This is a genomic window from Sphingobacteruim zhuxiongii, from assembly GCF_009557615.1.
Classification (GTDB): domain Bacteria; phylum Bacteroidota; class Bacteroidia; order Sphingobacteriales; family Sphingobacteriaceae; genus Sphingobacterium; species Sphingobacterium zhuxiongii.
This window is the reverse complement of sequence record NZ_CP045652.1, coordinates 3,511,591-3,528,385: the sequence shown is the minus strand read 5'-3', so window position 1 is coordinate 3,528,385 and position 16,795 is coordinate 3,511,591. Positions and strand designations below refer to the sequence as shown.

The following is a 16,795-nucleotide window of genomic DNA, read 5'->3' as shown; positions in this document are numbered from 1 at the left end:
GCTGTACTGTTTAAAATATTTTTCTTTTCAGATTGATTATTAATTGTTGATTATGCGTTTTTGTGCTACTGCATACCCTAGATGCAGGTTGTCATGACCTATCGACGTGGTTAAAACATCCTCTATGGTTTTCATCACAGCACCATAGGTTGCGGTTTCATATGCTGTTATGATGTCGAAAACGCCAGCTTTGTAGTCATTCTCTATCGCTTCGATAGTAGATATTGCCAATGCTTTTAGTTCATCTACTTCTGCTTGTTCGACAAAATAACTCGGTTTTGTGCCTTTTGCATAGGCATCGACATATTTAACCCAGCTTGTTCCTTCCTTAATTCCCGTACGTGTATAACTTAATGTTTGGGTACTGACAACTATATGTCCGAAGTTCCAAATAATGTTGTTATTAAAGCCTTCAGGGACTTTGTTTAACTCGGCGATACTAAGACTGTCAATCAGTTGGATAAAGGCGTGACGACTCTCGAAAATGAATTTAAATACATGTTCCATCTGCTTTTGCAAATTACATTGTAAATACATCATCTCGTTGATCCAAGAATTCGTTTTCTACGATATCTGGAGCAGGCTCTTCTTCTTCAAACTGCTTAAGCTTCGCATGAAAGCCCGCGCTATCTTTGATAATCGCGATACGTGCTCCGCGTACAAATTCAATTAACTTGTACTTACCTAACTCTGCGGTTAAACGATCAATTTCTTCACGATGTCCTGCTGTCTCAAATACGATATAATCATTTCGAATTACTACGACATTAGCTCCATATTGACGCAATAAACGCTCTACATAGGCTTTCTCTGCAATAACATCTGCTGGAACCTTATATAAAGCCTGTTCTTGCCAGATCAATTCATCGTTCGTATTGAAATATGCTTTCAAAACTTCGACTTGTTTTTCAATTTGGCGACAAAGTTTACGAACAACCTCTTCTGATTCTGAAATCAAAATCGTGAAACGATGTATTCCGTCCACTTCAGAAGGAGAGGTGTTTAAGCTTTCAATATTGATTTTACGTCTAGAGAAGATCCCCGTGATACGTCCGATCATCCCGATAGTATTTTCCGTATATACTGTTATGGTATATTCTTGTTTTTCCATTTTACTTCAATCTAATTTCAGAAACACTAGTTCCTTGTGCTACCATTGGGAATACATTGTTTTCTTTTCCCACCATCACTTCCAATAAATAGGATCCATCATGTTCGAGCATCGTTTTCAATGCTGACTTCAAATCCTTCCGTTCGGTGACTTTATTTCCATCAATGTAATACCCTTTTGCTACAGCGACGAAATCAGGGCTTGTGATATTCACGAAAGAATAACGTTTGTCGTGAAACAATTGCTGCCATTGACGTACCATACCTAGGAATTCGTTATTCAGGATAAGAATCTTCACTTTAGCACCAAATTGCATAATGGTTCCAAGCTCTTGAATGGTCATTTGAATACCGCCATCACCAATAATGGCGATTACGTCGCGATCTGGAGTACCATACCAGGCACCAATTGCTGCAGGTAAACCAAATCCCATTGTTCCTAAACCTCCAGAAGTAACGCTAGATTTCGATTGATTATATTTTGCGTAACGACATGCAACCATTTGATGTTGACCAACATCTGTTACGATTACGGCGTCTCCACCGGTTAATTCGTTCAATTCACGGATAACTTCACCCATCGTCATGATGTCTGTCGTTGGGTTAAGCTCTTCGTTTATAACTTCTTTTATCTCTTCTTTTTCGAGTTCGCGAAATTGCTGTAACCAAGCGGTATGATCAATTTTGTCTAATAGGGCAGTCAACATAGGAAGCGTCTCTTTACAATCGCCCCATACCGGTACTGCTGCTTTTACATTCTTATCGATTTCAGCAGGGTCTATGTCTAAATGAACTATTTTCGCTTGCTTCGCATACTTATCCAAACGTCCTGTAACACGGTCATCAAAGCGCATTCCGATTGCAATTAAAACATCACATTCGTTTGTCATTACGTTTGGAGCATAGTTTCCATGCATACCTAACATACCTACATGTAGTGGGTGATCTGTCGGTAGCGCGCTTAAGCCCATAACTGTTGCAGCAGCAGGAAAGCCACTCTTCTCAATAAAACGTTTGAATTCCTCTTCCGCTTTTCCTAAAATAATTCCTTGTCCAAACAGTACGAATGGTTTTTTAGCCTCATTAATGATACGTGCAGCCTCCTCAACATATTCTTTACGAACGATAGGTGCGGGACGGTAAGAACGCACATGGTTACATTTGTTATACCCTTCGTAATCGAAAAGTTGTAGTTGCGCGTTTTTCGTAATATCAATTAAGACTGGACCTGGACGTCCTGTTTTTGCAATGTAAAATGCTTTTGCTAATACACTTGGAATTTCGGTCGCATCTGTTACCTGATAATTCCATTTGGTGACCGGTGTAGTGATGTTAATCACGTCAGTTTCTTGGAATGCATCGGTTCCTAGCAATGAAGCAAATACCTGACCTGTAATACAGACCACAGGATTGCTATCAATCATGGCATCCGCTAAACCTGTGACAAGGTTTGTTGCGCCAGGACCACTTGTTGCAAAAGCTACACCCACACGTCCTGATGTACGTGCATATCCCTGTGCAGCATGAATTCCTCCCTGTTCGTGACGTACCAAAATATGCTTCAATTTATCGTTGTAATCATACAACGCATCATAAATTGGCATAATTGCACCACCCGGATACCCGAATACGGTATCCACTCCCTCGTGGATTAAGGCTTCTAATACCGCTTGCGAACCACTGATTTGTGTGTTTGCAGCTATGGTAGTAGCTTCCAATGTTTCCGTTTTTTCAAGTGTACTCATTGTATATAGATTTTAGACTTTAGACAATAGATTTAAGAACTGCCTCTTAAAGATTATTTTCGAAGTATTGTTATTAACTAAGACTGTTTGAATGTCTATGCTTGCCTAATTTGTTTCCAATTATAGTTTATATCCTATTTATTTTCGTCTTATGAATGTTGGTGTTTAGTTTTTCAAACTGTTCATCTCGACTGGAGAGTTTAAGTTCTTAAACTTAACATTCATTAGCTCTTGTCAATTTATTATTGATCGGTTACACATCCCTCAGATGCATTTGCAACAGTTTTTGCGTATTTGAATAAAACCCCTTTGCTAACTTTCAATGCGGGTTGAGTCCAACTAGCGCGACGAGCAGCAATTTCTTCATCCGAAACTTTTAAATTAATCTTGTTATCGACAGCATCAATTTCGATGATATCGTCATCTTGAACTAATCCAATAAGTCCACCCTCATAGGCTTCTGGAGTGATGTGTCCAACAACGAATCCGTGTGTTCCACCTGAGAAACGTCCATCAGTAATTAAAGCTACCGAGGTACCTAAGCCTGCGCCGATAATTAAAGCGGTTGGTTTAAGCATCTCAGGCATTCCTGGCGCTCCTTTAGGACCCTCATTCTTGATTACAATGACATCCCCTGGTTTGATTCTGCCTGTTGATACACCTGCTACTAAATCGTGTTCACCATCAAAAACACGTGCTGGACCTGTGAATTTTTCACCTTCCTTACCAGAAATCTTCGCTACTGAACCTAGTTCGGCTAAATTTCCGTAAAGAATTTGTAAGTGACCTGTCGCTTTGATTGGACTTGCCAAAGGCTTTATTATTGGCTGATTGTAATCCATGATAGATTTAACTTCAGCTAAGTTTTCCGCCATTGTCTTTCCCGTAACAGTTAAACAGTCTCCATGTAGAAGACCTTCGTCTAATAAATAACGTAAAACCGCTGGGATACCACCATATTGATGTAAGTCTTGCATTAAGAACTTACCAGATGGTTTGAAATCCGCTAGTACTGGTGTCTCATCAGACATGCGTTGGAAATCGTCTGGCGTAATATCTACACCAACAGATTTACCCATAGCGATAAAATGTAGTACAGCATTTGTTGAACCTCCTAAGATCACGATCGTACGCATCGCATTTTCGAATGCTTTACGAGTCATGATATCCGAAGGCTTGATATCTTTTTCTAGAAGGATACGGATGTATTTACCAACTTCAAGGCATTCAACTTGTTTTTCTTTTGATGTTGCCGGATTCGAAGACGAATACGGTAAGCTCATACCCATTGCCTCGATAGCAGAAGCCATGGTATTTGCAGTATACATACCACCACAAGCTCCAGCACCTGGACAAGTATGTCTGATAACGCCATCATAGTCTTCGTCAGAAATTGTACCCGCTACTTTCTTGCCTAAGGCTTCAAATGCTGATACGATATTTAATTCTTCTCCTTTATAATGTCCGGGAGCAATGGTTCCGCCATATACCATAATTGCAGGGCGGTCAAGTCTTCCCATAGCCATGATAGCACCAGGCATATTCTTATCACATCCTGGGATAGCAACAACGCCATCGTAATATTGCCCTCCACAAATGGTTTCGATGCTGTCTGCAATGACATCACGTGAAACTAGCGAATAGCGCATGCCATCTGTACCGTTGCTCATTCCATCACTTACTCCAATAGTTCCAAAGGTTAAGCCCACCAAATTGCTGTCCCAAATTCCTTTTTTGACGACTGCCGCCAAATCATTCAGGTGCATGTTACAGGTGTTCCCATCATAACCCATACTTGCAATACCGACTTGAGCTTTTTCCATATCGGCATCGGTCAAGCCGATTCCATATAACATGGCTTTTGCTGCAGGTTGCGTCTGATCTTGCGTAAAGATCTTGCTGTACTTGTTGATTCCCTTTTCGTTATCAGATGATGACTTCATAATTCTCTTGCTCTAATACTAAGTTTTTATATTTTCTCTGGATAGATGCGCCAATACTATCTTCCCAGGCTTCTGGGTAAATAACTTGGTCTACTTGTTTGATTCCGATAATACCGGCTGCCGTACCACTTAAGAAAGCGGAGTCCGCCGTATAAACGTCTTGGACAGATAATCTCTTTTCGATGATGTCAAAGTTTAAACTCTTGCAAATATCGATTACCGTTTGACGTGTAATCCCAGGGAAAATGTTTCCTAGGGGAGGGGTATAGATTTTAAAATCTTTCTCAATGAATAGGTTCTCACTCGAAGCTTGTGCGACGAAGCCCTCTTGATCTACTAATAGTGCTTCATCAAATCCATGTTGAATTGCATCGGTAGTCGCCAAGATGGAGTTAATAAACTGACCAGAAACTTTTGCGCCTACAGGAAAGGACTTGGGGTTTGGACGTTCAATTCTCGAGATATTAACCTTCAATAGGTTTTGTCCCAAATATGGTCCCCATTCCCAGGCCGCAATCATGATGTTTGCGGAGGTAGCAGAAGTTAGGTGCATATTTGATCCTGAGTAAATCAAGGGACGAATATAGGCCGAACGTAGATTGTTTACCTCTAGTAATTCGTATGTCTTCTCGATAAGCTCGCGGTTGTTCCATGTGTAAGGTAATCCGATTGCTTCACATGACTTCTTTAGGCGATCAAAATGTTCTTCCGCTTTGAAGATGCGTGTGCCGTTATGCGTGCTATAAGCACGTAATCCTTCGAACGAACCATAGCCGTAATGTAGCGATTGACCAAATAAGTCAACACCAGCATTGCTAGCCTTTACGAAGCTATCGTTTAAGTAGATTAAGGTGTCCTGATTGTAGTACTGCATACGCTTCTATTTTTGATCCCCGAAATACCTCTTGCTATTGAGTTTTAACTTACCTTGATTTTAATACTTTGTAAGTTACTCTGATTTAAAATTTCTTACAATAGGCAAACAAAGAATTTTCATAAAGTTTATTATTTTATAAAATCGATATATTCAATATTTTATTTTATGATATTAGTCATTTTTTGAATTTTAATTTTGACGTTAGTAGACTAAAATGAAAATTGGTACATTTTTTCAATTTTCACTATTTTGCAAAATGCGTGAAAATTCTTCCTAAAATCATTAAAACGGTGAAAATACTTGTAAAAAAATAGCCCTTAAAACTCGAAGTCTTAAGGGCTACAAAATCTTGATTTCTATCTATCTATTCTCCGGCAATTCCTTCCGCTAAAATGATGATCTTGTTATCCTTTACTTCGACGACACCACCTTTAATAATAATGACTTGTTCATCATTATTATTTTTAATAATGACCTTACCATCATCTAGCGTAGACACAATAGCAGCGTGGTCCTTCAAAATTTGAAAAGAACCAGCAGAACCAGGGACTGTCACTGCAGTAACTGGGCCTTCGTATGCTAATTTGTCTGGAGTAATAATTGTTAAATTCATTGTTGTTTAGATATGAGATTGGAGATATTAGATATAAGACTCGCTTAGAATAATCTAAGACTCTGCTTGGAAAACAGAGTCTTAAATCTGATGTCTATGATCTAGTATCAAGTACTAAACTGCTTCTGCTAATAGTTTTTTTCCTTTTTCAATCGCATCTTCGATGCCACCTACTAAGTTGAAAGATGCTTCAGGATACTCATCAACTTCACCGTCAATGATCATGTTGAATCCTTTGATAGTATCTTTAATGTCTACTAAACAACCTTTCAAACCTGTAAATTGTTCTGCAACGTGGAACGGTTGTGATAAGAAACGTTGTACACGACGTGCACGGTGTACTGTTAATTTATCTTCCTCAGATAACTCATCCATACCTAAGATTGCGATGATATCTTGTAGTTCTTTGTAACGTTGAAGAATTTCTTTTACACGTTGAGCTGTATCGTAATGTTCGTTACCCAAAACTGCAGGAGAAAGGATACGTGAAGTTGAATCCAATGGGTCAACCGCAGGATAGATACCTAACTCAGAAATTTTACGTGATAATACTGTTGTTGCATCCAAGTGAGCAAATGTTGTCGCTGGAGCAGGGTCAGTTAAGTCATCGGCAGGGACATAAACCGCTTGAACAGATGTAATAGATCCGTTTTTAGTTGATGTAATACGCTCTTGCATTAAACCCATCTCTGTAGCAAGTGTTGGTTGGTAACCTACCGCTGAAGGCATACGACCTAATAAAGCCGACACTTCAGATCCTGCTTGTGTAAAACGGAAGATGTTATCAATAAAGAATAGGATATCACGACCTTGACCTTCACCATCACCATCACGGAAGTATTCCGCAATTGTTAAACCTGATAAGGCAACACGAGCACGAGCACCCGGAGGCTCATTCATTTGTCCGAACACAAATGTACATTTAGACTCTTTCATCAATTCTAGGTCTACACTTTCTAAAGGCCATTCGCCTTTTTCCATGCCTTCCATGAAGTGATCTCCGTATTTAATAATGCCGGACTCCAACATCTCACGAAGTAAATCGTTTCCTTCACGAGTACGCTCACCTACACCTGCAAACACAGATAAACCACCGTGTCCTTTTGCGATGTTGTTGATCAACTCCTGAATTAATACTGTTTTACCTACACCAGCACCACCGAATAAACCGATCTTACCACCTTTTGCATAAGGCTCTAATAAGTCGATAACTTTGATACCTGTGAAAAGTACTTCAGATTCCGTAGATAAATCTTCGAATCTTGGAGGTACATTGTGGATAGGACGACCGTTTGCTTTGTCCAAACTTTTAATACCGTCAATTGGGTCACCAACAACGTTGAATACGCGACCTTTAATTTCTTCGCCAATCGGCATTTTGATCGGAGCGCCAGTATCGAATACCTGCATACCACGAACTAAACCTTCAGTAGCATCCATCGCAATCGTACGAACACGTTCCTCGCCTAAGTGCTGTTGAACCTCTAATACAATGCGTTGTCCATTTTCTTTCTCAATGTACAAGGCATCATAAATCTTAGGAAGATTTTCATTGTCGGCAAAGTTGACGTCAACTACTGGGCCGATAATCTGCGCTATTTTACCAATATTGGGCATATTATAGGGACTAAAATTTATTATTCAATTTTAATACAGCTTTTTACACACTGTATTTTGGAATGCAAAAATAAGTTTTATCTAGCTAAAAGCAAAAGGCATTGGCAAATAAATTGATATTATTTTTTAAAAAGGCTCAATGCCTTGTGTTTAATTGGTTTTCGTTTATTTAAAGTGTTGATTTTTTGACCAATATAAATAAGAAGATGGCGATTTTCACTAATCTCTGCTTAGATTTAGGAGGGATAGCTAACCGAAAATGATCGCATTGCATGAACTTCTGCAGATTAAGCTTGCAGAATGTTAAACTTATTTAGTTTACTCCAATTAAAAAAGACGCTACATCGTAGCGTCTTTTTTATGATATTATATAATCTAGAATTCTTATTTATGAATTTCTCTTCAGTTGCTCATCGAGTAGCTGACGTTTTAGGGCCTGCTCTCGTTCCATTGATTTCTTACGCAGGCTTTGTAGTTCTTCCTGTAATTCATCAACCGTTTTCTTAGAGTCTTGCGTATCTACCTTTGCCTTGCGGAACGCGAAAAGAGTACCAGCGAAAGCCGCTGCTAATACTAAGATTATTGCCCAAACTAATGTATGGTATGATCCTTTTGCGAAATCAATTCCCAAAAATGAAATGCTGTCTGTCTTCTTTTGTTCTGTCTCCAATTGATTAGTTAATGAACTAACGGAGTCTTGTAAACCCTTTATATTCCCAGCCGAAGAGGAGTTGCTAGTCGATAATTCAGCAATTCTCTTTCTGTAAGTGCTTAAAGAATCTCGTACATTCTGACGTACTGTTTCAAGATTCGCTTTTCTGATTACCTTGAAGTCTGTACTTTGAGATTTGGAATATAAATTCAAATAGACAAACTGGCTATCTAGGCTAGAAGTTTTCAACTTTTGTTGCAGCATCTGTCCTTGAACAGAAGGAACTAATACAAAAAATAAGACGATATAAATTATTGCACGCATAGTAGATTTAATTAAGCTTTGTTAGCCAATTTTACCAATTTAATTAGACAAAGCGAAAATTATTAAAAATTAAGGCTTGTTGATTTTGCGATTTTTCGTAGAATTTGCAAGCAACTTTAACTTATAGAAGATTTTTATCAAGCCAAGATGGATTAAATCGATGGCTTTATTTAATAAACAAGTCAATAATTTGTGAGAATCGCTAATAACTTTTTAATAATTCTGTTTACTTGATGTTTTATTGGTAAAAATTGCTGAATCTTAAATGCTTAGCAAAATATTCCTATATTTATTTCACTTCTGAATTGATGTTTTAGGAGTAAATGTTTATTAGTTTAAGTCGAATTTTTCAAAGCTGTACTTGCCATGGATTAAAATTCGATAGTTAACTGAGACTATACATTAAAATAACCATTTAATAATTTTCTCCAACTGGGGAATTGTAAATCTTTTCAAACAATGATAGATAAAAGCGTTGCTAATGCCGGAGAAGCAATCCGTGATGTCGTAGATGGGATGACTATCTCGCTAGGTGGTTTCGGCTTATGTGGCATTCCGGAAAATTTAATTGCAGCATTATTAAAGAAAGGAACTAAAGGGCTAACCTGCATAAGCAATAATGCAGGAGTGGATGATTTTGGTTTAGGTTTATTGTTGCATAAGAAGCAGATCAAGAAAATGATAGCTTCCTATGTAGGTGAAAATGCTGAATTTGAGCGTCAAATGTTAAATGGCGAATTGGAGGTTGAGCTTATTCCTCAGGGGACATTAGCGACACGTTTAATGGCCGGCGGATACGGCATGCCTGCAATTTATACACCTGCGGGAGTTGGAACGGAAGTCGCCGAGGGAAAAGAAAGTAGAACATTTACATTTCATGGAATTGAAAAGGAGTATCTAATGGAGTATGCATTCGAACCTGATTTTGCATTGGTGAAAGCATGGAAAGGCGATAAAGCAGGAAATCTAATTTATCGAGGAACTTCACAGAACTTCAATCATGCTGTTGCCATGTGTGGAAAGATTACAATTGCTGAAGTCGAAGAGCTTGTAGAACCAGGCGAGTTGGATCCAAATTTTATTCATACTCCAGGTGTATTTATTCAGCGTATTTTCCAGGGAGAACGTTATGAAAAAAGAATAGAGCAAAGAACCGTTAGAAAAAAAGAAGACAATGAATAGAAAAGTTTATATCGTAGCAGCTAAGCGAACCGCTATGGGGAGTTTTGGAAGTGCTTTTGCAAGTTTATCTGCTCCTCAATTGGGAGCAAAGGCAATCGAGGCTGTCGTCAAACAAGCGGGCATAGATAATAATCAAATTGATGAGGTCTTGATGGGCTGTGTGTTGCAAGCTAATGTTGGTCAAGCACCCGCGAGACAGGCGGCTCGTTTTGCCGGTCTCCCGGATCATATCCCAGCGACAACTATTAATAAGGTTTGTGCAAGTGGAATGAAAGCTATTAGCTTGGGGATACAACAAATTTTGTTGGGAGATGCGCACGTTGTTGTGGCAGGAGGGATGGAGTCGATGAGTCAAGTTCCGTACTATAGTGGTTCAACTCGTTGGGGAGCTAAATATGGAGATCAAAAACTTGTCGATGGACTTCAAAAGGACGGATTGACGGATGTTTATTCTGACGTAGCTATGGGAAGTTGTGCGGAATTATGTGCGGAGAAATATAATATTAGTCGAGAGGACCAGGATTCTTACGCGATTCAATCCTATACTCGCAGTAAAATTGCTTGGGAAACTGGGAAATTCAATGCAGAAGTTGCATCGGTAGAGGTAGCTTCCAAAAAGGGAGCGATATTAGTTGATGAGGACGAAGAGTTCAAATTGGTGAATTTTGAGAAGCTTCCCCAATTAAGGCCAGCGTTTAAAATTGACGGAACAATTACTGCGGCAAATGCTTCTACGCTGAGTGATGGTGCGGCTGCGGTCGTGTTAATGAGTGAAGAGAAAGTGCGAGAGCTTAATGTTACTCCACTTGCAGAAATAATTGCCTACGCTGATGCAGAGCAAGATCCAGCTTGGTTTACCACGACTCCGGCGATAGCGACGCAGAAGGTTTTGAAAAAATCGGGCTTAAATATCGAAGACATTGATTACTTCGAATTCAATGAGGCATTTTCTGTAGTCGCCTTAGCGAATGCTCAAATCTTAGAAATTACAACAAATAAAATTAATGTATATGGTGGAGCTGTTTCGTTAGGGCATCCACTTGGCTGTTCTGGTGCTCGTATTGTTGTGACCTTGAATAGCGTTTTACAACAAGAAAATGGTCGAATAGGTCTTGCGGCAATTTGTAATGGAGGTGGGGGAGCGTCTGCATTGATTATAAAGAAAGTTTAGATATGCTAGATAAGTATGGAATAGCAAAAAGAATTGCTAAGGAAATCAAAGACGGATATTACGTGAATTTGGGTATAGGAATACCAACCTTAGTTGCCAACTATATTCCCGATGGAATGCAAGTAGTTTTACAAAGTGAGAATGGGTTACTAGGGATGGGACCTTTTCCTTATGAAGGTGAGGAAGATGCCGATTATATAAATGCTGGAAAGCAAACCATCACGACTTTACCTGGCTCTGCGATTTTTGATTCTGCAATGAGTTTCGGGATGATTCGAGCGAGGAAAATTGATCTTACGATTCTTGGAGCAATGGAAGTTTCTGAGAATGGTGATATCGCTAACTGGAAAATCCCTGGGAAGATGGTAAAAGGAATGGGTGGAGCGATGGATTTGGTGGCTAGCGCCGAAAACATAATTGTCGCCATGCAGCATGTAAATAAACATGGCGAATCGAAACTGTTGAAAGCATGTTCACTGCCATTAACTGGCGTCCGCTGTGTTAAGAAAATTGTAACTGAGTTCGGGGTATTTGATATACTGCCTGAAGGTGGGTTTAAAGTAGTGGAATTGCATGAGGGCGTCTCAATAGATACCGTGAAACAATACACCAGCGGGAAATTATTTTATTGAGAAAACTATAAATACAAGCACTTAATAAATTGAAAAAAAATAGATAAGGGTCGTCGGAAGATGACCCTTATCTATTGTAAGGGCGTTCAGCGAATTCGTAAGAAAAATCTGCTGTGCATATATTTCTTTTAAACCTTTGAGCGCTAAAATTTAATGACATAATATCCAATGAGCATGAGGGGTTAGGTTTTGTATTTCCACTCGCCAAACCTAAATTATACCTCCGATATTATACTAAAGCGTTTTACTTCTTTGCTTCTTTTTTTTGCACTGCAAACGGTCCCATTTTTACTTCTTGGCATGACAGTACATAACAGTTAAACCTATTTTTTGAAATATCTTCGATTTAATTAGAAACCTATATCGAATATTTAAGAGTACTATATGAATGCAATTGCGGGTGTTTTATTTCATTTTATTGGAGGATTTGCATCAGGAAGTTTTTATGTTCCCTACAAGAAGGTAAAAGGCTGGTCTTGGGAATCAATGTGGATCTTAGGAGGCTTGTTCTCTTGGATCATTGTTCCGCCGATCGCGGCATGGTTAACGATTCCAAATTTTGCAGAAATCATTTCGCAAAGTAGCAGTTCAATTCTAGGATATACATTTCTATTCGGTGTTCTCTGGGGGATAGGTGGATTGACCTACGGCCTCGGCGTTAGGTATCTAGGCGTTTCACTGGGGAGCAGTATCATACTAGGTTTAAGTATGGTGTTTGGGGCATTGATGCCTGCTATTTATTATTTTTTTAATAAGGCAGAGGGGAAGCATGGTATAGACTACTTTTTTACGGAGAATGCAGGCATATGTGTTATGATTGGTTTATTGGTCTGTGTTGTTGGGATTTGTCTCTGTGGAAAGGCAGGTATGCTGAAAGAAAAAGGACTTGGGACTCTATCTGAAGAAGCGCAGTCTGAGTATAAATTTGGATTAGGTATTGTTGTAGCAATTGTGTCAGGGGTATTAAGTGCATGCTTCAATTTCGGAATTGAGGCAGGTAAGCCAATGGCAGAAGTCGCGAATCAAATCTGGAAAGCCGCAAACCCTGGTCAGGGTGAGTTTCTCTATCAAAACAATGTGACCTACATTGTGATTCTATGGGGAGGCTTTTGTACCAACTTTCTGTGGTGTGCATATTTATTATTAAAGAACAAAACATATAAAGATTATACCAATACAACATCTCCAATTGGAAAGAACTTATTGCTTTGTGCCGTTGCTGGAACAACTTGGTACTTGCAATTCTTCTTCTATGGTATGGGCGAGAGTAGATTAGGGAACGGGGCGAGTTCTTGGATCTTACACATGGCCTTTATCATATTGATATCCAATGCTTGGGGTGTTGCTTTGAAAGAATGGAAGGGTGTAAGTAAACCCACTTATACTTCCATTATTGCTGGAATTTTAACCATCATTCTATCGATTTGCATTGTGGGTTTTGCAAAAACGTTAGAATAGAAAAATTTAAAAACTTAGGAAAGTGAAAACATACAAGCACGTCAACTATTTGTGGAACGATGAGCAAGCAAAATCACTTGAAGGTGATGAGGTTGCATTATTGTTATACCGTTCAAATCTGTTAGGTTCAGATTTGAGAATTACGAACTATGGTGGTGGAAATACCTCTTGCAAAGTGATGGATAAAGATCCGTTGACAGGTGAGGAAGTTGAAGTCATGTGGATTAAAGGTTCTGGTGGTGATATCGGTACCTTGAAGAAGTCCGGATTGGCTGCCTTATACGTCGATCGTCTTCGTAATCTGGAGAATGTCTATCGTGGTATTGAACATGAGGACGAAATGGTGGAGTTATTTAATCACTGCATTTTTGATCTCAATTCAAAAGCTCCTTCAATCGATACTCCTTTGCATGGTTTCTTGCCATTTAAGCATATAGATCACTTGCATCCTGACGCGGCAATTGCGATTGCTGCAGCAAAGGATGGAAAGCAAATAACAAAAGATTTATTCAATGGAACAATCGGCTGGGTAGATTGGCAAAAACCTGGTTTCGATTTAGGTTTACAATTGAGAGCATGTCTTGAAGAGAACCCAGGAATACGAGGCATTATGCTTGGTTCTCATGGTTTATTTACTTGGGGAGACACGGCTTACGAGAGCTATGTAAATTCTTTGGATGTAATCGAAGTTTGCGCAACTTATTTAGAAGAAAACTTTGGAAAATCACGTCCAGTTTTTGGAGGTCAAAAAGTTGAAAGCCTAAGTGAAACAGATCGTCAAGCACAAGCTGCTAAATTAGCGCCAATCTTGAGAGGATTTTGTTCTAGCGAACGCCACATGATAGGCCATTTTACAGATGATTCACGTGTGTTGGAATACATCAATTCCAATGATTTAGAGAAACTTGCGCCATTGGGTACAAGTTGTCCGGATCACTTCCTTCGTACGAAGATTCAACCGCTTATTCTGAATTTAGATAAGAACGAGGATCTAAGTGATTTGGAAGCCATTCGAGAAAAAATTACACCGCTTTTCGAAGAATATAGAGCGATGTATACGGAGTATTATGAAACGTGTAAGCACCCAAATAGTCCTGCAATTCGCGATAGAAATCCAGTTATCATTATCTATCCTGGAGTAGGGATGTTTGCCTTTGCTAAAGATAAACAAACAGCACGCGTTGCCGCGGAATTTTATACCAATGCCATCAATGTGATGAAAGGTTCAGAGGCAGTGAGTCAATATACTTCGTTGCCGCGTCAAGAGGCATTCAATATTGAATATTGGTTGCTAGAAGAAGCTAAACTTCAACGTATGCCAAAACCAAAAGCATTGTCTGGAAAGATTGCGTTGGTTACAGGTAGTGCTGGTGGAATCGGAAAAGCGATCGCGAAGAAATTTGCAAACGAAGGCGCTGTTGTGGTTTTAAACGATATGAATGCTGAACGTTTAGCAGGAGCTGAAGAGGAGTTTGTTGGTCTTTTTGGTAGAGATAATGTTGTTTCAGTATCTTTAGACGTGACCAATGAAGAGCAAATTCAGAAAGCTTTTGAAAAAGCTAGCTTAGCGTTTGGAGGTATAGATATCGTTGTAAACAATGCAGGATTATCAATCTCGAAATCTATTGAAGATCATTCGCAAAAAGACTTAGATTTATTATACAATGTGTTAGTAAAGGGACAGTTCTTTGTGACCCAAGGAGCCGTTAAAATCATGAAAGCACAAAGCGTTGGTGGCGATATCTTGAATATTGTTAGTAAAAACGCTCTGGTAAGTGGTCCGAACAATGCGGGATATGGAAGTGCTAAAGCTGCTCAATTGCATTTAAGCAGATTAAATGCGGCAGAGTTGGGTGCAGCAAAGATTCGTGTTAATGTTGTAAATCCAGATGCTGTAATTTCAGATAGTAATATCTGGGCTGGCGGATGGGCTGAAGGTAGAGCTAAAGCTTATGGCGTAACAGTCGAAGAATTACCAGCATATTACGCAAAACGTACTTTATTAAATGAGATAATTCTTCCAGAAGATATCGCTAATGCATGCTTCGCGTTTGTCGGAGGTTTGCTAAACAAATCGACTGGAAATGTATTGAATGTAGATGGCGGCGTTGCCATGTCATTCGTAAGATAATATGATATTTGCAAGGAGTATAGCACTTGCTATACTCCTTGATTATTTAAAGCTGAAGCGATGAGAATAGAGAAAGAACAAATAGAACAGCATAATAATAGATTAGCAGCGAAACATAAACGAGCATTTGATTATATTTCTGAGGATATCTCAGAGGTGGAATCAATTATCAATAAGTTACAACAATTCCAAATTGCCATTCCAAGTTGGGCGTTAGGTACAGGCGGCACTAGATTTGGACGATTCTCCGGAAAAGGCGAACCTGGTAACTTAGAACAAAAGATTGAGGACGTTGGCTTACTACACGCCTTAAATCGCTCTAGTGGTGCTATTTCATTGCACATTCCTTGGGACATCCCTCAAAATGCCGAGCAAATTAAGTCATTAGCGTCAAGCTATGGGCTGCAATTTGATGCGGTAAATTCAAATACATTTCAAGATCAAGAAGGACAAGAGCACAGCTATAAGTTTGGTTCTTTACATCATGTTGACCCTAAAGTGCGTAAACAAGCCGTTCAACATAATATTGATGTCATTAATCATGGTATTGCATTAGGTTCTAAAGCTTTAACCGTTTGGTTGGCAGATGGTTCTTCGTTTCCTGGTCAATTGAATTTCCGCGAAGCATTCCAAAATACCTTGGAGAGTTTGAAGGAAATTTATGCTCATCTTCCGGAAGATTGGAAGCTTTTTGTAGAATACAAAGCTTTCGAGCCTCACTTTTATTCCATGACCATTGGAGACTGGGGACAATCACTTTTACTAGCTACAAAATTAGGTTCTAAGGCCTATACGTTGGTTGATTTAGGTCACCATTTACCGAATGCTAATATTGAGCAAATCGTTTCTCTATTATTAATGGAAGGTAAATTGGGTGGATTCCATTTCAATGATAGTAAGTACGCTGACGATGATTTGACGGCGGGTAGCATTAAGCCATATCAGTTGTTTTTAATCTTCAATGAACTTGTCGAAGGCATGGACGCCAGCGGATTGGATCATGCAACGGGTTTAGGTTGGATGATTGACGCTTCACATAACTTGAAAGATCCTTTGGTGGACTTATTACAGTCTGTAGATGCCATCATGATCGCATATGCGCAGGCTCTTTTAGTTGATCGAGTGGCGTTAAAAGAAGCGCAACGTGATAACGATATTGTTAAAGCTCAGCAGATTTTACAAGATGCATTTCGCACAGATTTACGTGCTATAGTTGCCGAGGCAAGGTTACGTGATGGTGCAGCATTGGATCCTATAGGTTTATACAATGAGCTTTCAGTACGTGAGGAACTAATTAAAGAACGTGGTGACAATACGGTAGCAACCGGTTTATAAACAAG

14 protein-coding genes are annotated in these 16,795 nt (G+C 39.2%); 6 read left to right on the top strand and 8 right to left on the bottom strand.

Annotated elements, in window-relative coordinates; all coding sequences use genetic code 11:
* Positions 1 to 39 precede the first annotated feature (39 nt).
* The 8 genes from GFH32_RS14890 to GFH32_RS14855 all read right to left on the bottom strand — a co-directional run bounded on the left by GFH32_RS14890 (position 40) and on the right by GFH32_RS14855 (position 8,881).
* Positions 40 to 507 (bottom strand): DinB family protein, encoded by a 468-nt coding sequence (locus GFH32_RS14890; RefSeq protein WP_153512346.1) that lies wholly within the window; start codon positions 505 to 507, stop codon positions 40 to 42.
* Between the two features lie 13 nt (positions 508 to 520).
* A complete protein-coding gene (gene ilvN, locus GFH32_RS14885) occupies positions 521 to 1,111 on the bottom strand; it encodes an acetolactate synthase small subunit (protein WP_153512345.1) in 591 nt (196 codons plus the stop codon).
* A 1-nt stretch (position 1,112) separates the two neighbouring features.
* Entirely contained in the window at positions 1,113 to 2,855 is a 1,743-nt protein-coding gene (ilvB, locus tag GFH32_RS14880) for a biosynthetic-type acetolactate synthase large subunit (RefSeq protein WP_153512344.1), read from the bottom strand.
* Positions 2,856 to 3,097: 242 nt separating this feature from the next.
* Positions 3,098 to 4,798: a dihydroxy-acid dehydratase gene (gene ilvD, locus GFH32_RS14875; RefSeq protein WP_153512343.1), complete on the bottom strand. Its 1,701-nt coding sequence runs from the start codon at positions 4,796 to 4,798 to the stop codon at positions 3,098 to 3,100.
* Positions 4,782 to 5,672: a branched-chain amino acid transaminase gene (locus tag GFH32_RS14870; RefSeq protein ID WP_153512342.1), complete on the bottom strand. Its 891-nt coding sequence runs from the start codon at positions 5,670 to 5,672 to the stop codon at positions 4,782 to 4,784. Before GFH32_RS14870 ends, ilvD begins: the two co-directional genes overlap by 17 nt.
* A 367-nt stretch (positions 5,673 to 6,039) precedes the next feature.
* Positions 6,040 to 6,288, bottom strand: a complete 249-nt coding sequence (gene atpC / locus GFH32_RS14865; protein WP_153512341.1) for an ATP synthase F1 subunit epsilon — start codon at positions 6,286 to 6,288, stop codon at positions 6,040 to 6,042.
* A gap of 114 nt (positions 6,289 to 6,402) precedes the next feature.
* Positions 6,403 to 7,905, bottom strand: coding sequence for a F0F1 ATP synthase subunit beta (gene atpD, locus GFH32_RS14860; RefSeq protein ID WP_153512340.1), 1,503 nt, complete (start codon positions 7,903 to 7,905; stop codon positions 6,403 to 6,405).
* Positions 7,906 to 8,293: 388 nt separating this feature from the next.
* Complete coding sequence (locus GFH32_RS14855; protein ID WP_153512339.1) at positions 8,294 to 8,881, bottom strand: hypothetical protein; 588 nt, start codon at positions 8,879 to 8,881, stop codon at positions 8,294 to 8,296.
* A gap of 459 nt (positions 8,882 to 9,340) precedes the next feature.
* On the opposite strand from GFH32_RS14855, the gene GFH32_RS14850 reads away from it, so the two are divergent.
* From GFH32_RS14850 to GFH32_RS14825, 6 genes are all read left to right on the top strand, one after another.
* Positions 9,341 to 10,063 (top strand): CoA transferase subunit A, encoded by a 723-nt coding sequence (locus GFH32_RS14850; protein ID WP_153512338.1) that lies wholly within the window; start codon positions 9,341 to 9,343, stop codon positions 10,061 to 10,063.
* A complete protein-coding gene (locus GFH32_RS14845) occupies positions 10,056 to 11,234 on the top strand; it encodes a thiolase family protein (RefSeq protein ID WP_153512337.1) in 1,179 nt (392 codons plus the stop codon). The genes GFH32_RS14850 and GFH32_RS14845 overlap by 8 nt, the downstream gene beginning before the upstream one ends.
* 2 nt (positions 11,235 to 11,236) lie before the next feature.
* Positions 11,237 to 11,866 (top strand): 3-oxoacid CoA-transferase subunit B, encoded by a 630-nt coding sequence (locus GFH32_RS14840; protein WP_153512336.1) that lies wholly within the window; start codon positions 11,237 to 11,239, stop codon positions 11,864 to 11,866.
* A 384-nt stretch (positions 11,867 to 12,250) separates the two neighbouring features.
* A complete protein-coding gene (gene rhaT, locus GFH32_RS14835; RefSeq protein ID WP_153512335.1) occupies positions 12,251 to 13,324 on the top strand; it encodes an L-rhamnose/proton symporter RhaT in 1,074 nt (357 codons plus the stop codon).
* A 22-nt stretch (positions 13,325 to 13,346) separates the two neighbouring features.
* On the top strand, positions 13,347 to 15,455 hold the full coding sequence (locus tag GFH32_RS14830) for a bifunctional aldolase/short-chain dehydrogenase (RefSeq protein ID WP_153512334.1): 2,109 nt from the start codon (positions 13,347 to 13,349) through the stop codon (positions 15,453 to 15,455).
* A gap of 60 nt (positions 15,456 to 15,515) precedes the next feature.
* Positions 15,516 to 16,790: a TIM barrel protein gene (locus tag GFH32_RS14825; protein WP_153512333.1), complete on the top strand. Its 1,275-nt coding sequence runs from the start codon at positions 15,516 to 15,518 to the stop codon at positions 16,788 to 16,790.
* Positions 16,791 to 16,795 lie beyond the last annotated feature (5 nt).